This window comes from Mesorhizobium sp. M1252 (assembly GCF_040318265.1).
Classification (GTDB): domain Bacteria; phylum Pseudomonadota; class Alphaproteobacteria; order Rhizobiales; family Rhizobiaceae; genus Mesorhizobium.
Window position 1 is genome coordinate 129,363 of sequence record NZ_JAMYLX010000004.1, and the last position, 18,681, is coordinate 148,043.

Consider the following 18,681-nt stretch of genomic DNA (forward strand, 5'->3'; position numbering starts at 1 on the left):
AGTACGCTTGGCCTCCCTTATAAGGACCGGAATCGCAAGCAACCAGAGGCCTTCATGATCATCGTCACGGGCGGGGCCGGCATGATCGGCTCCAACATCGTCGCCGCACTCAATGCCGAAGGCCATGATGACATCCTCGTCGTCGACGACCTCACCGACGGCCACAAGATCGCCAACCTGGCCGATTTGCAGATAGCCGACTATCTCGACAAGGACGAATTCTTGGCCACCTTGGAAGCCGGCGACCTAGGCCGCGTCGAGGCCGTCTTCCACCAGGGCGCCTGCTCGACCACCACGGAATGGAACGGCAAGTTCATGATGGACGTGAACTACGCCTTCTCAAAGCGCTTGCTGCATGGCTGTCTTTCGCTGCGCATACCGTTCCTCTATGCCTCCTCGGCTTCCGTCTACGGCGGCGGTTCGGAGTTTCGCGAGGATCCCGCACTTGAGCGGCCGCTCAACGTCTACGCCTATTCGAAGAAACTATTCGACGACTATGTCAGGCGCACCGTGTTCGACACCGATCATTCGCAGGTCGCGGGCCTGCGCTACTTCAACGTCTATGGCCCGCGCGAGGCGCACAAGGGCGCCATGGCCTCGGTCGCCTTCCATCTGTTCAATCAGGTCGGGCGCGGCGAAAACCCAAAGCTGTTCGGCGCCCATGACGGCTTCGGCCCCGGCGAACAAAGCCGCGACTTCATTCACGTCGGCGATGTCGCCGACGTCAATCTGTGGCTGTGGAAGCGCGGCTCGAGCGGCATCTTCAACTGCGGCACCGGCCGCGCCCAGCCGTTCCGCGCCATTGCCGAGACCGTGATCGATACGCTGGGCCAGGGCGAGATCGAGTTCATCGAATTCCCCGATCACCTCAAGGGCAGCTACCAGAGTTTTACCCAAGCTGATATGTCCCGCTTGCGCGCAGCCGGCTATAATGGGCAATTCCGCAGCGTGGAAACCGGCGTCAGAGACTATGTCGAATGGCTGAAAGCCCAACGATCCTCGTGATCGGCCCACGCTGGGTGGGCGATATGGTCATGGCGCAGTGCCTGTTTTCAGCGCTGAAGGACGTCCATCCCAACGCCGCCATCGACGTGCTGGCCCCGGCCTGGGCGGCCCCGCTGGTCAAGCGCATGCCCGAGATTCGCCAGCAGATCGATTTCCCGCTGCAACCGGGCGCGCTCGAATTCACCATTCGCCGCCGCTTCGGCCGCCTGCTGCGCGGCCGCTACGACATGGCCTACGTCCTGCCGGGCAGCTGGAAATCGGCGCTGATCCCGTTCTTTGCCCGCATCCCCCGCCGCTTCGGCAATCTCCGGGAAATGCGCTACGGCCTGCTGACCGACATCGTGCCGCTGCCCGATGCCGTCAAACGGCGCACCGCGCAGGCCTATTTTGGCCTCGCCCAAGGCGGACATTTCCGGCCGCCGCGGCTCACCGTCGACGCCGGCAATCAGAAAGATCTGCTCGCTCGCTTCGCAGTGCAGCCGGGAAAATTCGTCGCCATGATGCCCGGCGCCGAATTCGGTCCGGCCAAACGCTGGCCTAGCGAAAGCTATGCCGGCCTCGCCGGAGAGATGATGGCGAAAGGATTCAAGGTCGCGTTGTTCGGCTCGAAGAACGATCGCGACGTCACCGCCGAGATCGCAGCACTCGCGCCCGGTGTCGTCGATCTGGCAGGAAAGACGCGGCTGGAGGACGCCATCGACCTGATCGCCGCGGCCAGGCTGGCGGTGTCCAACGACAGCGGGCTGATGCATGTCGCGGCCGCCGTCGGCACACCGGTCGTTGCCGTCTACGGTTCGACCTCGCCGGAAAACACGCCGCCGTTGGCTGAACAGCGCGAACTGATCTGGTTGCATCTGTCCTGTTCGCCCTGCCACCGGAAGATCTGCCCGCTCGGCCACCTCAACTGCCTGAAGACGCTGGACGTTGCCCAAGTGGCAGCGGCGGCGGACAGGTTGCTGGAACTCCCGGCCGCCGCATGAAGGTTTTGATCGTCAAGACCTCCTCGATGGGCGACGTCACCCACACCTTCCCCGCCGTCGAAGATGCACGCCGCAAGCGCCCCGATATCGCCTTCGACTGGTGCGTCGAAGAAGCCTTTGCCGCCATCGTCGCGCTGCATCCGGCGATAGCAAAGATCCATACCGTCGCCATCCGGCGCTGGCGCAAGCATCTGTTCAACGCCCGCACATGGCGGGAGGCGACAAGCTTGCGCCGCGCTCTGCAAGCAGGCGAGTACGACCTCGTCATCGATGCGCAGGGGCTGCTGAAATCGGCCCTGGTGGCGAAACAGGCAGCGGCACCAATCGCAGGTTTCGACCGCGCGAGCGCGCGGGAGCCCTCGGCAACGTTGTTTTACCAGCGCAAATACGCCGTGCCGCGCAACCTGCACGCCATCGAACGCACGCGCCGGCTGTTCGGGCTGGCGCTCGGCTACGAGCCCGATCTTTCGGCGCTCGCATCCGGGATTGTGCCGCCTCCCGGCGGCCTGGCCGGCATTGACGGCAAGACGGCCTTCCTGCTGCACGGCACCAGCCGCGAGGACAAGAAATGGCCCGCCGAAGACTGGATCGAAACGGCTCGCCTGCTGGTTGGTAGCGGAATGACGCCGGTCACCACCTGGTCGAACGAGCGTGAGAAGGCGGTGGCCAAGGCGATCTCGAAAGCCGTGCCGTCAACGATCGTGGTGCCGAGATCGCCGCTGGCAGACATTGCCGCGATCCTTGGCCGCTCGACGCTGGTTATCGGCGCCGACACCGGTCTGACCCACCTCGCCAGCGCCTTCGGCCTGCCGACGGTCGCGGTGTTCCTGGCGACCGAGCCGGGTTTGACCGGCCCGCGCGGGCAATATGCCTCAACGCTGCTGGCCGCATCGGGGGAGCGCCTAACGCCGGCGAAGGTGGTGGCGGAAGCTGAGAAGCAGCTGGCGCTCAAATCACGAGCACCAGCCTAGAGCCTTTCAGAAGGATCTGAGGTGCTAGATAAATTGCACCTGGACGATCTCGTAACCCCTGGCGCCGCCGGGCGCGTTGACCTCGATGGCGTCGCCGACTTCCTTGCCGATCAGCGCGCGCGCGATCGGCGAGGAGATCGAAATGCGGCCCGATTTCACATCCGCTTCCTGGTCGCCGACAATCTGGTAGGTCTTCTTTTCCTCGGTGTCCTCGTCGACCAGCACCACCGTGGCGCCGAACTTGACCTTGTCGCCGCTAAGCTTGGTGACGTCGATCACCTCGGCCCGAGCAATATAGTCTTCCAGTTCGTTGACACGGCCCTCATTGAGGCTCTGCGCCTCTTTGGCGGCATGATATTCGGCATTTTCGGACAGGTCGCCATGCGAGCGCGCTTCGGAGATCGCCTCGATGATACGCGGCCGCTCTTGCTGCTGGCGCCAGCGCAGTTCTTCCTTCAATGACGCGAACCCCTCGCCTGTCATCGGGACCTTGTTCATGATGCCTGACCTTTCCTGCCGCCACCCCCGCATTTCGGGGAAAGCCTTGTCGATGGGTATAAAAAGAAAACGGGTCCGGCAGCCTCGGGCTAACGGAACCGTTTCACCGCAATTTTCCCCAATATAGCGATCCTCGCGCGTTTTTCACGCTGAAAAAGCAGGCTTTTTGAAAAATCATGAGCCGACTTGCGCAATTGCCGTCACGGCATGTGCAGCGTGTTGCAGTTGCGACAACAAAAACCGGCTGCGATTGCTCGCAGCCGGCCCAGAGAAGCCGTTGGGGTGGGGTCAGCTTCTCATGAAATGGTAGATCTGTTCGGCCAGCATGCCGTATTCGCGCGAATCTTTGCCCGTCCGCTTCTCGATCTCGGCCAGCTGCGCCTGGGCGCCGGCCAGGTCGCCGATCTGCAGATGGGCCTCGCCGAGATATTCGCGCACCAGCGTGTAATCCGGGTTGATGCGGAGCGCTTCCTCGTAATAGCCGAGGCCGACGGTGACACGGCCGGAATGGCGATGCGAATAGCCGAGATAGTTGAGGATGCGTGGATCCTGCTTGTTGGCGGCAAGGCTGAGCACGGCGATCGCCTCATCATAACGCCCGGCCATGGCCAGGTCGTGACCAGCATCGTAGATGTTGTCGTCGTCCAGCATGCCGTACTTCGGCGCGACGCATTTCTGCTTTTTCTTGTCCCAGACCTGCCCCTTCTTGCACTGGGTGGTGGTCTCGGTACCACCGCCACCGCCGCCGGCCGCAAACACCGGAACCGCAAAGAACTGCAGCGCCACAAGCGCCGCAGCCGCCTGGATCAACACTCTTTTATGCATCGAAGCCTCCTTGAGGGATAATGACGATCTTGAGGGATAATGACGATCTTGAGGGAAAATGACGATAATGAAAAGCTAACGCCGGGATGCAGACTTTTCATCCCGGAAACCCGCAGCCGCCGAAACTATTTGTGCGGCCGTGCCTAACCTGAATTCGGTCAAAGGCGGGAGTCAGGGATCAGAACATGACGTGACGCGCGCTGCAAATCCGCTATCATTCGGGAAATGATCAGCGGGGGTGCCCGAGAGTGCAACAGCGCCGTGAGCGGGAATGGGAGCTATCGATCGGCCCGGACACCGTGCGCCTGTTCATTCTCAAGGCAAAGGGACTGAGTGCTGCCGTCAACGAAGACTATGCCGACGGTGCCGAGCATGAGGTCGAGCTCGATGGTGAATCACATGCCAATCACCACCATGACGGTCTGGCGGAGGAAAGCGCGGAAGACCTCACCGAGGAAGAGCTGCGCGAGCTGATCAACGACCTCAACGTCGACGAAGCGGCCGAGTTGATCGCGCTGGCCTGGGTCGGCCGCGGCGACTATGACGCAGCGGAATGGTCCGATGCGGTTGCCGCCGCGCGCGACCGCGCCAACAAGCGCACGGCGAAATACCTGCTCGGCATGCCGCTTTTGGCCGACTGGCTGGAAGAAGGGCTGGAAGCGATTGGCGCGTAACGACGTCGTTACCGTTCGTGATGGGCCGCAGGCAACCTCCAGGCGTTCGCGCCGTTGAGGACGATGGGGTCTGTTGTACTTTCCCGAACATGCAGGGTTGCACTGGTCATGGTCGTCACGGCTCTGCTGCTGGCGCCCCCGCTGACGCAAGCTGACGCCAAACAGCGCAAAAAGCATTACACGCCGCTGTCACAGCGGTTGGAGCAGCTGTTTTCACCGCGGGTCGACTCGCATCCTAAGCCGCGCAGCAAACACCGCCAGAAGCCCAGGCCACAGCGGCACATCACGCCAAAGCAGGTGGAACAAAAGACCCCGGATAAAGAGCCCTCGCCCGCCGATGTTCCGGTGCAGCCCTCGCGCGTTGTCCCGCTGCCCGAGGCGCGTCCTTCAGAGGCGCCGAAGACCGGCGCGGCACCGATCGAAAAGCAAAAGGCCGAAGGTCCGAACCCCCTTGGCGCGCCCAACCGGTCCAATGACGATCGATTCAACGAAGAAAAGTCCCGTTTTAAAAAGCAGGCGCGGCCCGGACCGTCAGCCCCGAAGCCGTCGACCGATAAGCAAAGCGAGCCCGAGCCGCCGGCCGCGGTGCCGATTCCGACACAAAAGCCAGACACTTCGGAACCTGAAGCTCAGCCGCTGGCCGTTGCTCCGCAACCACCTGAAAAACCCGATGCCGGCGACAAGAAGATGCTGCCCGATGCGCGCTCGGCCGATGTGCCCGATGCAAAAATGCCGGCGGCGGAAGTCGCCTGTCGCGAGCGGCTGACGGCCCTTGGTGTCGAATTCGAGGAGCATAAGGCGGAAAGCAATCCCGACATCGGCTGCTCGATCCCCTATCCCCTGGTGCTGAAGTCGCTCGGAAAATCCATCGCCATCGGCCCCGCGACCGAACTCAACTGCCCGATGGCCGAAGCGGCAGCCCGCTTTGCCGCCGAAATCATACAGCCGGCGGCGAAAGCCGAGTTCGGAGCCGACCTGAAATCGATCAACCAGGCATCGGCCTTTGTCTGCCGGCCGCGCAACGGCACGCGCCATCTGTCGGAACATGCCTTCGGCAACGCGCTCGATATTGCCAGCTTCACGTTGTCGGATGGCAGAAAGGTCGAAGTCGGTCCAACGCCGCCCGAGAAGGACGGCAAATTCCTCAATGCGGTGCGCAAGGCCGCCTGCGGACCGTTCAAGACCGTGCTTGGACCGGGCGCGGACCCGGACCATTCCCTGCATTTCCATCTCGATCTCGAACCGCGCCGGAATGGTGGCACTTTCTGCCAGTGATGGCCCTCCAGTGATCGTCATGCCGGTGATGGTCTGGCTGCCGCATTTCGGCCGCAGGCATGAACGGGGACGCTGAGTTTTCCTTTACCCTTGATCGTTAAAATCCCACCGATCAAGGACAGGATTCCGCCCATGGCCGCAATATTTCGCGCCGCGAAGGCAAAAAGCGCAGCGATACTGGCCGCCGGTCTTGCGCTGGCCGCCGTTTCGGCTTGCAACACTGGCAGCGTGCTGTCGCTGCAGCCGGCCGTCGATGTCGGCTCGCAGACCGCGGCCGTGCCGCAATATGAAGGCATGCAGAAGCTCGTCCCGTCCAATCCCTATATGACTGCCGCCTATCCGCGCATGGACGAGCCGATGTCGGAGTCGGAGCCGCAGCAGATGCCGGCCAGCGAAACCGTTTGCCGTGGCGAGCTGAAGCGCCTTCGCGTCGTCTACACCGATGTCCAGCCGATCCATGAGGGACAGTGCGGCATAGACTGGCCGGTCAAGGTATCCGCCATCGGCGGCATCCAGATGAAGCCCGCCGCAACATTGACCTGCGACATGGCCGCAAGTTTCGCCGCCTGGACCAGCAACGAACTGGTTCCCTCCGCCCGCTGGCGCTATTTCTCGGGCGTCAAGACCATCCACCAGGGCTCGAGCTATTCCTGCCGCAACATCGCCGGCGAAGGTGTCCTGTCCGAGCACGGCAAGGGCAACGCCCTCGACGTCATGAGCATCGAGCTCAACAACGGCGACGACATCGACGTGCGCAAGCCCGGCCTGTTTGCCTTCCGCACCCGCGGCTTCCTCAACAATGTGCGCGCCGACGGCTGCCAGTATTTCACCACCGTGCTCGGTCCCGGCTACAATTACGATCACCGCAACCATTTCCATTTCGACATCAAGAACCGCAAAAGCGGCTACCGCGCCTGCCGCTAAGGCGTTTCACCGTTCAGAAATGAGTCGGGATTGGCGTTCCTGGTGGAAGCGATGATTTGCTGGGCCACCAGATCCTGGATGCGCCAAAGGTTCCTGTCGCGGATACCGCTTTCTTCCAACTTGCTGACGGTTCGGAACAGGTATTGAGCCGACGAGCCCCAATGCCCGGCAGCCCGCGCCAGCGTGTCGGCAACCTGCTCCAATGGCAGCCGGCCGGCATAGGCCCTGCCGTCTGGCGCGGCGACGAAAGCCAAGGCCCGCAACGGCCCATCCTTGGTCTTGACCTTGATCCAGCATGGCACGTTAGTCGGCGGATTGGCATCGATCTCGCGGCGCATCAACTGGCCAAGTTGCCCGACATGGTCTTCCGCGGGCAGCCGATAGACGATGCCGTTGCAGCTGCCGCCTCGATCGAGCGCCAGCATCAGCGCCGGCAAATCACGGGTTCCGCGCCAACGGGTCAGCGTCAGGCAGAACGAGCGGTGCCATCCTGGCGCCGTGGCCGGGCGCTGCTCGACATGGGCAAATTCGGGGTTCCAGATCAGCGACCCGTAGGCAAAGACCCATAGCGCTTCAGGCCGATGCTCCGACAGAAGTTGCTCGACAAGACTATCGAACTCCGCGTCTGTATGCTCGGTTGTTCCGGGCTCGGGACCCGGATCCGGTTCGACACGCTCGACCCTTGCGACAAGGTCCGCGGTCAATGCCATCGAGCTGCGACCCACCGGCTTCTTATCCATTCCTGCTCACCCCCCGCAAAAACGATGGCCGACGATAGAACGGCTGCTCGCCGCTGGCCATTGATTTCCAGGGTCCGTCAGGCACAGATACCGCACGGATCGAGCCGCTTTCATGAGCCGACGAAGCCTGCAACGACGCGCATTGACCTGGCTCGCCGCTCTTCTGGCGGTCTGGCTGGCCCTCGCCTATGTCGCTGCGCCGGAATTCTGGACGGTTCGCGACCGCGGCTTTCGCACGCAGACTTTCGAGATGGTGACACACACGCCGCAAGGCATTCCGGGCGACCCGATCAATATCGGCCTTGTCGGTACCGAAAAAGAGATGGTCCATGCCTTCGCCATGACCGGATGGGATACGGCCGATGGCGTGACGCTAAAGACCGCGATCGAAATCGGTGAGAGCGTGCTGTTCGACCATCCCTATCCTGACGCCCCGGTCAGCCGGCTGCTGTTCGAAGGCCGCGCCCAGGATCTCGCCTTCGAAAAGCCGGTCGGCGGGAGCGCCGACCGGCGCCATCATGTCCGCTTCTGGCGCAGCGATGCGACCGGCGACGACGGCCGAACGCTCTGGATGGGCTCGGCCAGCTTCGACCGCGGCGTTGGTCTCAGCCGCGATACCGGCGCCATCACCCACCATATCGCCCCTGACATCGACGCCGAGCGCGATCTCGTGATCCACGACCTGTCGGCGGCCGGCATGGTGACCTCGGCGAGCGACATCCCGGGCATCGGCGCCACCAGGACCGGACGCAACGGCGGCGGCGATCCCTATTTCACCGACGGCAAGGCTGTTGTCGGGGTGCTCAGGCAATTCCCCTGAACCACTGTCATTTTCCAAAAATCATCGCGGACTATTTTCCTGCGGCCCGCCGCAATGCTATTGAGCCCTGATGCTATACGTCGAAATCGCCACCGTGGTCGTCCTCATCTGTGTGAACGGCCTTCTGTCGATGTCCGAGCTCGCCATCGTGTCGTCGCGCCCGGCGCGGCTCAAGGCGATGATCGACCGCGGCGTCAATGGCGCCGGGCGTGCGCTGACGCTCGGCTCCAATCCCGGCAAATTCCTGTCGTCGGTGCAGATCGGCATCACTCTGGTCGGCGTGCTGTCGGGCGCCTTCTCCGGCGCCACGCTGGGCGACAGGCTTTCGGTGTACCTGGCCTCGACCGGCATGCGCGAAAACATCGCCGACCCGCTCGGCGTCGGGATCGTCGTCGCCATCATCACCTATTTCTCGCTGATCGTCGGCGAGCTGGTGCCCAAGCAGATCGCGCTGCGCGATCCCGAGCGCGTTGCCGCCCGCGCGGCGCCTGCAATGACCATCCTAGCCACCGTCTCCGCGCCGCTGGTGTTCCTGCTCGACATTTCCGGCCGCGCCATATTGTGGCTGCTTGGCCAGCGCGGCGAGAGCGAGGAGAAGGTCACCGATGAAGAGATCAAGATGCTGGTCGCCGAGGCCGAGCATCACGGCACCATCGAATCCGACGAGCGGCGCATGATCGCCGGCGTCATGCGGCTCGGCGATCGCGCCGTGCGCGCCGTGATGACGCCGCGCACCGAGGTCGACTGGATCAATTTGCAGTCCGATGAGGGCGCCATCCGCAAGCTCTTGATGGAGACCCAGCATTCGCGCCTCCCGGCCGGCGATGGCGGGGTCGACGTCATGGTTGGCGTTGTTCAGACGCGCGACGTGCTGGCCGCCCTGCTCGCCGGCCGCGCACTCGATCCGCGCAAGCATGTGCGCGCCGCCCCCATCGTCTACGACCAGGCCGACGCGCTGGATGTGCTGCAGAAGCTGAAGGAATCCGACGTGCCGATGGCGCTGGTGCATGACGAATACGGCCATTTCGAAGGGATCGTCACACCTGCCGACATTCTCGAGGCCATCACCGGCGTCTTCCGGGCCGATACCGACGCCGGCGACGAGGAAAACGCCGTCAAGCGCGAGGACGGCTCATGGCTGCTCGCGGGATACATGCAAGCCGACGAGATGGCTGACGTTCTCGGTATCGACCTGCCGGAAAATCGGGATTACGAGACCGTCGCCGGTTATGTGCTGTCGCACATGCACCATCTGCCGGCGACCGGCGAATGCGTCGACGCGCAAGGCTGGCGTTTCGAGGTCGTCGACCTCGACGGCCGCCGCATCGACAAGCTGATCGCCACCCGGCTGCCCAGCGGCCATCGCGAAGTGGTGCGTTGACGCTCTGCCGTCAAAGCGAATAGCGCGCTCAGACCGCGGCTTCGATCGGTTCGGCAAGCTTCGGATTGGAGCGCGAGGCGATCAGGCAACTGGCCACGATCAGGGCCGCTCCAGCCAGCGTGGTCCAGGTTGCCGCCTCGTCGAAGAACAGCCAGCCAAACACGATCGCCCAGATGAAGGCAGAATACTCCGTCGGGATCAGATATTGCGCTTCGGCCCGCGCGTAGGACCAGCTCATCAGGAACTGGCCGGAGAGCGACAGCGCCGTCACCCCGGCCAGCGGAAGCCAGAGATTGCCCGGCAGGGCAACCGCGAGCCAGGGAGCGGCGGGGAGAAGGACGGCGGCAACGCACAGGTTCTGGAACAGCATGATCTCGACTGGCTTGGCCACCAGCGCCTGCCGCCGCGAGAGGATCAGATTGTAGGCGTAGAACACCGTCGATGCGAGCACCGCCACCGTGCCAAGCAGGGCATCCCCGGTATAATTCCCTTGCCCGAACTGTCCGGCCATGATGATGACGACGCCGGCGATGCCCGCCAGCGACGCCCAGATCGCCTGGCGCTGTATGCGTTCGCCCAAAAGCAGCGCCGCCAGCAGGAGAGCGAACAGCGGCGCGACGAAACTAAGCCCGATCCCATCCGCCAGCGGCAATCTGGCAAGGCCCCAGAAGAACGACAGCAGAACGATGCCCACGACCACGGCGCGCAGCGCGTGTAGCCGCAGCACGGAAGGCGTGGGAAGGGAACGCGGCCCCGCCGCCCAGGCCGTGCCCGCGACCACGCTCGCAAGCATGCTTCGCCACAGCACCGTGTTGTAGACACCGACGGCGATCACCAGGATTTTCATCGCCGCATCCATGGCGGACAGAAGGAAGATCGCAAGTGCACAGACCAGCACCGGGGTCATGGGGGAAACGACGCCTGACGGGCTGGGTAACTTCACGGGGCATGCTCATGTGATGGATCGCAGCCGGATATATCAGAGCGGGACGGCCGGGCCAGATGGCAGGGCCGTGCATATGGCGGTCCAACCGGTCTTCGCAGCCCCTAGGCTTGAATTCGGTGCGGCGGCAGCGCCTTTCGCCGTCGGCCCAGCCTGCCCTCACCCATGATTGATCCGCCGGAAGAATGGCAAAAGCAGCCAAAGCCTCTATATCGATTGTCATGGATGCATCGAACGAACACGCGCTAAACGACGAGCTTCTCCAAGATATCCAGCGCCTGTCCTTCGAGTATTTTCTCAACGAGGCCAACCCTGCCAACGGCCTGGTCGCCGACCGCAACACGCCGACGTCGCCTGCCAGCATAGCCGCCGTCGGGCTCGCTTTGTCGTCCTATCCCGTCGGTGTCGAGCGCGGTTTCATGACGCGCGATGCCGCAATCGAGCGGACGCTCGCCACGCTTCGCTTCTTCTGGAACGCCCCGCACGGGCCGGAGCCCGATGCCACCGGCTACAAAGGTTTCTACTATCATTTCCTCGACATGAAGACCGGCCGCCGCGTCTGGAATTGCGAACTGTCCACGATCGATACCGCACTTCTGCTTGCCGGTGTTCTGGCTGCCGGCGCTTATTTCGACGAGGACGATGAACTCGAACTGGAAATCCGCCAGCTTGCCGATGCGCTCTACCGCCGCGCCGACTGGCGCTGGGCGCGGAACGGCGGCGCCACCGTCACCCATGGCTGGCGGCCTGGAAAAGGCTTTCTCCGCTATCGCTGGGAAGGATTTGACGAGGCGCTGATCCTGTACGTTCTGGGTCTCGGTTCGCCGACCCACTCGCTGCCGCCCGAGAGCTACGCGGCCTGGCTGTCCACCTACAAGTGGAAGACAATCTACGGCCGCGAGATGGTCTATGCCGGCCCGCTTTTCATCCACCAATTCTCGCATATCTGGATCGATTTTCGCGCCATCCGCGATACCTTCATGCAGGGTCACGACATCTACTATTTCGAAAACAGCCGCCAGGCGACGTATCTGCAGCGCGATTACGCAATCCGCAATCCGAGGGGATTCGCGGGCTATGGCGAGAATTGCTGGGGCGTCACCGCCAGCGACGGCCCAGGTCCGATCGCGCGGCGAGCCGATGGACGCCGCTTCTTCGGTTATCTCGCCCGCGGCGCACCGTTTGGCCCCGATGACGGCACGCTGTCGCCATGGGCGGCAATCGCCTCCTTGCCTTTTGCGCCGGAAATCGTGCTGCCGGCGCTGCGCCATTTCCACGAGATGGACCTGCGCGACGGCAACCCTTACGGCTTCACCGCGAGCTTCAACCCGACGATCGCTGCCGACGACGGCCGCGCCTGCGGTTGGGTATCGCCGGACCATGTCGGCATCAACCAGGGGCCGATCGCCCTGATGATCGAGAACTACCGGTCCGACTTCCTGTGGCGATTGATGCGCCGCGTGCCGGCCATCACCACAGGACTGCGCCGGGCCGGGTTTTCCGGCGGTTGGCTGTGACAGGCGGCGATCCTTCGCGCGGGATCGTCAAGGCATCAGCGCGACCTTGCCGGTCCGACTCCACCATCCGGCCAAGGGAGCCGAGAGCGCCTCTTCACGTGAATGAAAAAGGGCGGCGCAAACGCCGCCCTTTGGAAAAATCATCGATCCTTGGGAGGATAAGGCTCAGGCCGCCTGGGCTTCGCCGGCAATCGCGTCGGCCTGACGCGCTGCCTTGAGCACGCGGGCCCACCAGGCAACGTCGTTGACCAGCGCCGTGGCAGCCTGGTTCAGATGCTCGATCTCCTCGAGCTTCTTCTCGCCCTGGCGCACCGCCAGGAAATCGCTCCAGGCAATGTGAACGGCGGATTTGACCGGCGCCATCTGCAATTCGACCGCGGCAAGACGCAAATGTTCGACAGCGCGCGAGCCGCCGACGCTGCCATAGCCGACGAAACCGGCCGGTTTCTTGTTCCATTCATTGGCGGCGTAATCGATGGCGTTCTTCAGCACGGCCGTCGGGCCATGATTGTATTCGGCGGCGGTGAAGATGAAGCCGTCGAATTCGGCGACCTTCTTTTGCCAGCGCTGGGCAACTTCGTTCTGCGACGGCGCCCAGGCGGACGAGGCGACCTCGTCGAAAAAGGGCAGCGGCCAGTCGCGCAGGTCGACGGTCTCGACGTCGATGTCGGCATGAGATTTCGCGATCTTGGCGATCCACTGGGCGGGCACATCGGCGAAACGCGCGGCGCGTGTCGAACCGACGACGATGGCGATTTTGGGCTTGGACATGGGGCTCTCCATATATGCAAAAGCTGGTATCGTTTGGATACCGGCGCTATATGAGATACTGACAAATGGCAGCGCAAGGAGGCACCGTTATGTTACTGAGGCACCCGCACAACACCGAAGACTGCCGCGCCGTCTCGGAAATCCTGCAGCGCGTCGGCGACAAATGGACCGTTCTGGTCGTCGGCAAGCTGGGCGGCGGACCGCTGCGTTTCAATGAGTTGCGCGCCGCTGTCGGCGGCATTTCGCAGAAGATGCTGACCACCACCTTGCGCGGTCTTGAGCGCGACGGCTTCGTCACCCGAACCGTGTTCCCGACCATCCCGCCACGCGTCGACTATGAGCTGACGGAGCTCGGCCATGAGTTGCTGGTGCCGGTCGGCGCGCTCGGCGAATGGGCGCGGAAGAACACCTCGCGGGTCCAGGCGGCGCGTGAAAGATTCGATGGCGTGCACGCCTGAAAACCGTTGCCCAGCAATGGTTTACGGATTTTGCCGTCGACGACGCGTACCCGGGTTTAACTGGATCCGCCCTTGCATCGTTGGTCACGCCATCGCGACATAGCTGCAGCGTTTCGTTCGCCGGCGCATCATCATTTTGAGGCTGACGAGGTCTTCCGCTGACGGGCCCTCAGGCCTTTGACGCAGGGTTGCTGCAACACACTGCGCCGCACGTCTCTACCCTTGCAGACCGCTGGGCAGTCCGCTCGTTGCCAACGGTCCGGTCGTGCGTGCAGGCAACGCCTGGAAGCTCTTTCCTGATCTCGGTATAAGCGGTCGTGCCAAGCAGGCAGATCACCGCGACGAGGGCCGCCACGAGCCAGCCGTTCAGCATGTGTTGACGCATTGTCTTCCCTCCGCCGCCCGCAGAATCGGATGTGAAGGCAACCATTGGATGTCGCGCAGCGCATCGCCCGCGCGGGGGATGTTACATAAGCGCAAGCTTGGCAGAATCGACGATGTCAACTTTCGGTTGGAATCGGCTTCGGCTTGCCGTCGCTATCCAGCGCCACCATGACGAAATCGGCGTGGGTGACCTTCTCCATCAGGTCGGAGAGGTAGCGTTGCGCCCAGGCCTCGACCTTGAGCGTCATGGAGGTGCGGCCGACGCGCTCGACATGGGTGTAGATGCACAGCGTGTCGCCGATCTTCATCGCCTTGGCGAAGGACATTTCCTTGACAGCCGCCGTCACCACGCGACCCTTGGCCCGCTCGGCCGCACGGATGCCGCAGGCAAGATCCATCTGCGCCATCACCCAACCGCCAAAGATGTCGCCGGCCGCATTTGCATCGGCCGGCATGGCGAGCGTACGCAAGGTCAGATCGCCGATCGGCCGTCCGTCCGCGTAATGCACCATCTGCCGGATCCCCTGAAACGATTGCCCTCGATCCCCTAGCGTCATGGACCCAAGAGGTCAACGCGACGGGCGAGGCTCCCGGCGCAATGTCGGTTCCATGGCAGCTTTTCCGGCCAGGCGTCTCACGGTCGCATTTTTCACAACGCATGCCGGAAGGCACCGCGACTTCGGAAGCCTGCCGCGGATAGGCTGCAGCCAGTTTTGCGGAGCCGCCAACACCAATCATGCAGACCTATGACTTCATCATCGTCGGCTCCGGCTCAGCCGGCTCGGTTCTCGCCGACAGGCTGTCGGCTTCCGGCCGTTACTCCGTGCTGGTGCTGGAAGCCGGCGGCAGCGACCGCCGCTTCTATGTCCAGATGCCGCTTGGCTACGGCAAGACTTTCTTCGACCCCGCGGTCAACTGGAACTACAAGCCCGAGCCGGACCCCGGCCTTGCCGGCAATGTCGACCATTGGCCGCGCGGCAAGCTGCTTGGCGGCTCAAGCTCGATCAACGCCATGGTCTGGATCCGAGGCGCGCGCGAGGATTTTGATGACTGGCGCGATGCCGGCAATCCCGGTTGGGGTTATGACGATCTGTTGCCGGGCTTCAAGGCGCTTGAGGACAATGAGGCCGGCGCCGATAGATGGCGCGGCACCGGCGGGCCGCTGCATATCACCGACACGACGAACGCCGTCCATCCGCTGACCAGGCGCTACCTCGCCGCCGGCCAGCAAGCCGGGCTGCCGCTCAACCCCGACTTCAACGGTGCCGCCCAGGAAGGCGTCGGCACCTACCAGATCTCCACCAAAAACGGCCGCCGCATGTCGGCCGTGCGCGCCTTCCTGCGCCCCGCGATGAAGCGCAAAAACGTCCGCGTCGAGACGAATGCGCTGGCGAGCAGGATCCTGTTCGAGGGCAAGCGAGCCGTCGGCATCGAATATCTGCAGAACGGCGAGACCAAGACGGCGCGGGCCGGCCGCGAAGTCATCCTGTCCGCCGGCTCGATCAACTCGCCGCAGCTCTTGCAACTGTCCGGCGTCGGCCCCTCGTCACTGCTCAAGGGGCTTGGCATCCCGGTCGTCCACGCCAACGAAAATGTCGGCGCGCATCTGCAGGACCATGTCGGCATCAACTATACCTTCAAGGGAAACGTGCCGACGCTCAACCAAATCCTGCGGCCCTGGTGGGGCAAGCTGCTGGTCGGCATGCAGTACATCCTCACCCGCTCCGGCCCGCTGTCGCTGTCGATGAACCATGGCGGCGGCTTCTTCCGAACCGACCCGGCGTTTTCGCGCCCCAACATGCAGCTTTATTTCCAGGCTTTCTCGACCGTCATTCCGAAGAGCGGCGAGCGGCCGATCCTGACGCCGGATCCGTGGCCGGGCTTTTCCATCGGCCTCTCCAACTGCCGCCCGTCCAGCCGCGGCGAGATCATGATCCGCTCCAGCAATCCGCTGGACTATCCCAGGATCGTAGCCAACGCCTATTCCACCAACGCCGATGTCGACGAGATGCTGGCGGCGGTGAAATTCGTGCGCAAGATAGCCTCGATGCCCGCCATGGCCGAGATCATCACTGAGGAGGTTTTGCCGGGCCCATCGATCCAATCGGATGCCGACCTGATCCAGGATTTCAGGAAGCGCTCAGGCACCGTCTATCACCCGGTCTCGACCTGCCGCATGGGGCCGGACGCCGGGGCCGCCGTCGTCGACCCGCGCCTGAAAGTGCACGGGCTCGAAGGTCTGCGTGTCATCGACGCCTCGATCTTTCCCGCCAACATCACCGGCAACACCAACGCCGCCTCGGTCATGACCGGATGGAAGGGCGCCGAACTGGTTCTGGAGGACCAAAAATGAAGATCACCGACGTCAAGACCTGGGTAGTCGGCAACCCGCCGCCCGGCATCGGCGGCAAGTATTTCATCTTCGTCAAGCTGACCACCGATGGCGGCGTGGTCGGTTACGGCGAGGCCTACAACGCCACCTTCTCGGCTCACATAACGGCCAAGCTGGTCGAGGACATGGCCGAGCGTTACCTGATCGGCCACGATCCGCATGACATCGAGACCTTCTTCCGCCGCGCCTATTCCTCAGGATTTACCCAGCGCCCCGACGTTACCGGCATGGGCTGTTTCTCGGCGCTGGAAATGGCCTGCTGGGACATTGTCGGCAAGGAAGCCAACAAGCCGGTCTACAAATTGCTCGGCGGCCAGGTGCATGAGACGCTGCGCTCCTACACCTATCTCTATCCGCACACCGGCAGCGTCCATTCGGAAGACGCGCCGGACGGCAGGAACGTCTACAATGACCCCGAATTGGCGGCCGCCTGCGCGCTCGAATATGTCGAGCAGGGGTTCAACGCCGTCAAGCTCGACCCGGCCGGACCTTATACCGCCTTCGACGGCCACCAGCCGCGCCTGATCGACATCGATGTCTCCACCCGCATGGTCAAGGCGATCCGCGAAGCGGTCGGCACCCGCGCCGATATTCTGTTCGGCACGCATGGCCAGTTCACCGCGTCGGGTGCGCTGCGCATGGCACGAGCCATCGAGCCCTACGATCCCTTGTGGTTCGAAGAGCCGGTCCCGCCGGACATGCCCGAAGTGATGGCGCATGTCGCCCGCGGCACCTCGATCCCGATCGCCACCGGCGAGCGGTTGACCACGAAGTTCGAATTCGCTCGCGTGATCGAGAACCGCGCCGCCACCATCCTGCAACCGGACCTTGGCCGCTCAGGCGGCATTCTCGAAACCAAGAAGATCGCCGCCATGGCCGAGGCCTACCACATCCAGATCGCGCCGCACTGCTATTGCGGGCCGATCGTTGGCGCCGCCAACATCCAGCTGGCGGTGACGCTGCCCAATTTCCTCATCCTGGAATCGCTGAAGCAGTGGGACGGTTTCCACGCCACGCTCTTGAAGAAGAAGATCGAGTGGCAGGACGGCAATGTCATTCCGTCGAAGGAGCCCGGCCTCGGCGTCGAACTCAACGAAGCGGTCTGCGAGGCGCATCCCTACACCGGCAAGGACCTGCATTTGCAGATGATGCAAATGCCGCTGATGCCGTGAGCGAACGCTACGCCTTCATCGGCCTTGGCCATCTCGGCGGCAACCTTGCCGCCAGCCTGTTGCGCAACGGTTTTGTCGTCATCGTCTTCGACCGCGACCCCGCCGCCGTCGAGCGCCTCGTGGCGCTCGGCGCCACGGCCGCGACCAGCCCGGCCGAAGCGGCGGCACAGGCCGGCAATGCCATTACTTGCCTGCCCTCGCCCAAGGTCAGCGAAGCGGTGCTGGCGAATGCCGGCGGCCTGCTCGAGGGTCTGCCCAGGGGCGGCTCCTGGATCGAGATGTCGACCAACGGCCGCGACGAGATCCTGCGCCTCGCCGCCCTCGCCGCGGCCAAAGGCATCGAGACGCTGGAGTGCCCGGTCACCGGCGGCGTGCATCTGGCCGCGGTCGGAAAGATCACCGCGCTTGTCGGCGGCGATGCTGCGCTTTACGAGCGCCATCGTCCCGCCATCGAAGCGATGTGCGCAAAATCGTTCCTGATGGGTCCGGTCGGCTCGGCGGCGGTGATCAAGGTGATCACCAACATGCTGGCCTTCATCCATCTCGTCGCCGCCGGCGAGGCGCTGATGTTGGCCAAGCAAGGCGGCCTCGACCTCGCGCAATCCTACCACGCCATCGTCGCCTCCTCCGGCAACAGCTTCGTCCATGAGACCGAAAGCCAGCTCATCCTCAACGGCTCCTACGACATTGGCTTCACCATGGACCTGGCACTGAAGGACCTCGGCTTTGCGCTTGCGATGGGCAGGGAGTTCAGACTGCCACTCCAACTGGCGCCGCTTGTGAGTGAGATTTTCCTGATGGGCAAACAGGAATATGGCGGCGGCGCCTGGTCGACCCAGATCGTCAAACTGCTCGAGGATGCCGTCGATATGGATCTGCGCGCGCCCGGTTTCCCAGCCAAGCTGGAAAGCTAAGCCGGGTAAATATGTCCTGCGATTTCAGGCCCTTGGC

General features: G+C 63.4%; 19 protein-coding genes. 13 read left to right on the forward strand and 6 right to left on the reverse strand.

What is annotated here, in order from left to right; genetic code table 11:
• The first annotated feature begins 54 nt into the window (after positions 1-54).
• From rfaD to waaC, 3 genes are read left to right on the forward strand one after another with little or no spacing between them, the layout of a single operon-like run.
• On the forward strand, positions 55-1,005 hold the full coding sequence (rfaD, locus tag NKH22_RS09820; protein WP_023683756.1) for an ADP-glyceromanno-heptose 6-epimerase: 951 nt from the start codon (positions 55-57) through the stop codon (positions 1,003-1,005).
• Entirely contained in the window at positions 978-1,985 is a 1,008-nt protein-coding gene (gene waaF / locus NKH22_RS09825; protein WP_023828098.1) for a lipopolysaccharide heptosyltransferase II, read from the forward strand. The genes rfaD and waaF overlap by 28 nt, the downstream gene beginning before the upstream one ends.
• Entirely contained in the window at positions 1,982-2,956 is a 975-nt protein-coding gene (gene waaC / locus NKH22_RS09830) for a lipopolysaccharide heptosyltransferase I (protein ID WP_352909456.1), read from the forward strand. The genes waaF and waaC overlap by 4 nt, the downstream gene beginning before the upstream one ends.
• Before the next feature lie 24 nt (positions 2,957-2,980).
• Here the strand turns inward: waaC and greA are convergent, their stop codons facing one another.
• Both greA and NKH22_RS09840 read right to left on the reverse strand, forming a co-directional pair.
• A complete protein-coding gene (gene greA, locus NKH22_RS09835; protein ID WP_023683753.1) occupies positions 2,981-3,454 on the reverse strand; it encodes a transcription elongation factor GreA in 474 nt (157 codons plus the stop codon).
• Positions 3,455-3,742: 288 nt separating this feature from the next.
• Entirely contained in the window at positions 3,743-4,279 is a 537-nt protein-coding gene (locus NKH22_RS09840) for a tetratricopeptide repeat protein (RefSeq protein ID WP_023683752.1), read from the reverse strand.
• Positions 4,280-4,527: 248 nt separating this feature from the next.
• Between NKH22_RS09840 and NKH22_RS09845 the strand changes: the two genes are divergently transcribed.
• The 3 genes from NKH22_RS09845 to NKH22_RS09855 all read left to right on the forward strand — a co-directional run bounded on the left by NKH22_RS09845 (position 4,528) and on the right by NKH22_RS09855 (position 7,152).
• Positions 4,528-4,953 (forward strand): DUF3775 domain-containing protein, encoded by a 426-nt coding sequence (locus tag NKH22_RS09845; RefSeq protein ID WP_023683751.1) that lies wholly within the window; start codon positions 4,528-4,530, stop codon positions 4,951-4,953.
• Positions 4,954-5,151: 198 nt separating this feature from the next.
• Positions 5,152-6,228, forward strand: coding sequence for an extensin-like domain-containing protein (locus NKH22_RS09850; RefSeq protein ID WP_023748179.1), 1,077 nt, complete (start codon positions 5,152-5,154; stop codon positions 6,226-6,228).
• A 132-nt stretch (positions 6,229-6,360) separates the two neighbouring features.
• Positions 6,361-7,152: an extensin-like domain-containing protein gene (locus NKH22_RS09855; protein ID WP_023821584.1), complete on the forward strand. Its 792-nt coding sequence runs from the start codon at positions 6,361-6,363 to the stop codon at positions 7,150-7,152.
• Here NKH22_RS09855 and NKH22_RS09860 read toward each other — a convergent pair.
• Entirely contained in the window at positions 7,149-7,892 is a 744-nt protein-coding gene (locus tag NKH22_RS09860) for a gamma-glutamylcyclotransferase (protein ID WP_023821585.1), read from the reverse strand. The two genes, NKH22_RS09855 and NKH22_RS09860, sit on opposite strands and share 4 nt — an antisense overlap.
• Positions 7,893-8,004: 112 nt before the next feature.
• Between NKH22_RS09860 and NKH22_RS09865 the strand changes: the two genes are divergently transcribed.
• The gene (locus tag NKH22_RS09865; RefSeq protein WP_023711169.1) at positions 8,005-8,712 is read left to right on the forward strand and encodes an LssY C-terminal domain-containing protein; all 708 of its coding nucleotides are present in this window, start codon (positions 8,005-8,007) and stop codon (positions 8,710-8,712) included.
• Positions 8,713-8,782: 70 nt separating this feature from the next.
• Entirely contained in the window at positions 8,783-10,093 is a 1,311-nt protein-coding gene (locus tag NKH22_RS09870) for a hemolysin family protein (protein WP_023683747.1), read from the forward strand.
• A 28-nt stretch (positions 10,094-10,121) separates the two neighbouring features.
• On the opposite strand, the gene NKH22_RS09875 is transcribed toward NKH22_RS09870, so the two are convergent.
• Positions 10,122-11,000, reverse strand: coding sequence for a DMT family transporter (locus NKH22_RS09875; RefSeq protein WP_050588054.1), 879 nt, complete (start codon positions 10,998-11,000; stop codon positions 10,122-10,124).
• Positions 11,001-11,257: 257 nt separating this feature from the next.
• On the opposite strand from NKH22_RS09875, the gene NKH22_RS09880 reads away from it, so the two are divergent.
• Positions 11,258-12,553 (forward strand): glucoamylase family protein, encoded by a 1,296-nt coding sequence (locus NKH22_RS09880; RefSeq protein WP_352909457.1) that lies wholly within the window; start codon positions 11,258-11,260, stop codon positions 12,551-12,553.
• Between the two features lie 165 nt (positions 12,554-12,718).
• On the opposite strand, the gene NKH22_RS09885 is transcribed toward NKH22_RS09880, so the two are convergent.
• Positions 12,719-13,324, reverse strand: a complete 606-nt coding sequence (locus NKH22_RS09885; protein ID WP_023671992.1) for an NADPH-dependent FMN reductase — start codon at positions 13,322-13,324, stop codon at positions 12,719-12,721.
• 89 nt (positions 13,325-13,413) lie between these two features.
• On the opposite strand from NKH22_RS09885, the gene NKH22_RS09890 reads away from it, so the two are divergent.
• Positions 13,414-13,782 carry a winged helix-turn-helix transcriptional regulator gene (locus NKH22_RS09890; protein WP_023683744.1) on the forward strand — a complete coding sequence of 123 codons (369 nt, stop codon included), beginning with the start codon at positions 13,414-13,416 and terminating at the stop codon, positions 13,780-13,782.
• A gap of 500 nt (positions 13,783-14,282) precedes the next feature.
• On the opposite strand, the gene NKH22_RS09895 is transcribed toward NKH22_RS09890, so the two are convergent.
• Positions 14,283-14,678, reverse strand: a complete 396-nt coding sequence (locus NKH22_RS09895; protein WP_023671995.1) for an acyl-CoA thioesterase — start codon at positions 14,676-14,678, stop codon at positions 14,283-14,285.
• 224 nt (positions 14,679-14,902) lie between these two features.
• On the opposite strand from NKH22_RS09895, the gene NKH22_RS09900 reads away from it, so the two are divergent.
• From NKH22_RS09900 to NKH22_RS09910, 3 genes are read left to right on the forward strand one after another with little or no spacing between them, the layout of a single operon-like run.
• Complete coding sequence (locus tag NKH22_RS09900) at positions 14,903-16,519, forward strand: GMC family oxidoreductase (protein ID WP_023724935.1); 1,617 nt, start codon at positions 14,903-14,905, stop codon at positions 16,517-16,519.
• A complete protein-coding gene (locus NKH22_RS09905; RefSeq protein WP_352789464.1) occupies positions 16,516-17,730 on the forward strand; it encodes a mandelate racemase/muconate lactonizing enzyme family protein in 1,215 nt (404 codons plus the stop codon). Before NKH22_RS09900 ends, NKH22_RS09905 begins: the two co-directional genes overlap by 4 nt.
• Positions 17,727-18,644, forward strand: a complete 918-nt coding sequence (locus NKH22_RS09910; RefSeq protein WP_023683741.1) for an NAD(P)-dependent oxidoreductase — start codon at positions 17,727-17,729, stop codon at positions 18,642-18,644. The genes NKH22_RS09905 and NKH22_RS09910 overlap by 4 nt, the downstream gene beginning before the upstream one ends.
• Positions 18,645-18,681: the final 37 nt, after the last annotated feature.

Coding starts and splice junctions, on each gene's coding strand:
- NKH22_RS09840 (WP_023683752.1), bottom strand. CDS start 4,279: ATGCATAAAAGAGTGTTGATCCAGGCGGCTGCGGCGCTTGTGGCGCTG.
- NKH22_RS09860 (WP_023821585.1), bottom strand. CDS start 7,892: ATGGATAAGAAGCCGGTGGGTCGCAGCTCGATGGCATTGACCGCGGAC.
- greA (WP_023683753.1), bottom strand. CDS start 3,454: ATGAACAAGGTCCCGATGACAGGCGAGGGGTTCGCGTCATTGAAGGAA.
- waaF (WP_023828098.1), top strand. CDS start 978: ATGGCTGAAAGCCCAACGATCCTCGTGATCGGCCCACGCTGGGTGGGC.
- NKH22_RS09905 (WP_352789464.1), top strand. CDS start 16,516: ATGAAGATCACCGACGTCAAGACCTGGGTAGTCGGCAACCCGCCGCCC.
- NKH22_RS09855 (WP_023821584.1), top strand. CDS start 6,361: ATGGCCGCAATATTTCGCGCCGCGAAGGCAAAAAGCGCAGCGATACTG.
- NKH22_RS09875 (WP_050588054.1), bottom strand. CDS start 11,000: ATGACCCCGGTGCTGGTCTGTGCACTTGCGATCTTCCTTCTGTCCGCC.
- NKH22_RS09880 (WP_352909457.1), top strand. CDS start 11,258: ATGGATGCATCGAACGAACACGCGCTAAACGACGAGCTTCTCCAAGAT.
- NKH22_RS09895 (WP_023671995.1), bottom strand. CDS start 14,678: ATGGTGCATTACGCGGACGGACGGCCGATCGGCGATCTGACCTTGCGT.
- NKH22_RS09890 (WP_023683744.1), top strand. CDS start 13,414: ATGTTACTGAGGCACCCGCACAACACCGAAGACTGCCGCGCCGTCTCG.
- NKH22_RS09900 (WP_023724935.1), top strand. CDS start 14,903: ATGCAGACCTATGACTTCATCATCGTCGGCTCCGGCTCAGCCGGCTCG.
- NKH22_RS09865 (WP_023711169.1), top strand. CDS start 8,005: ATGAGCCGACGAAGCCTGCAACGACGCGCATTGACCTGGCTCGCCGCT.
- NKH22_RS09870 (WP_023683747.1), top strand. CDS start 8,783: ATGCTATACGTCGAAATCGCCACCGTGGTCGTCCTCATCTGTGTGAAC.
- NKH22_RS09885 (WP_023671992.1), bottom strand. CDS start 13,324: ATGTCCAAGCCCAAAATCGCCATCGTCGTCGGTTCGACACGCGCCGCG.
- waaC (WP_352909456.1), top strand. CDS start 1,982: ATGAAGGTTTTGATCGTCAAGACCTCCTCGATGGGCGACGTCACCCAC.
- rfaD (WP_023683756.1), top strand. CDS start 55: ATGATCATCGTCACGGGCGGGGCCGGCATGATCGGCTCCAACATCGTC.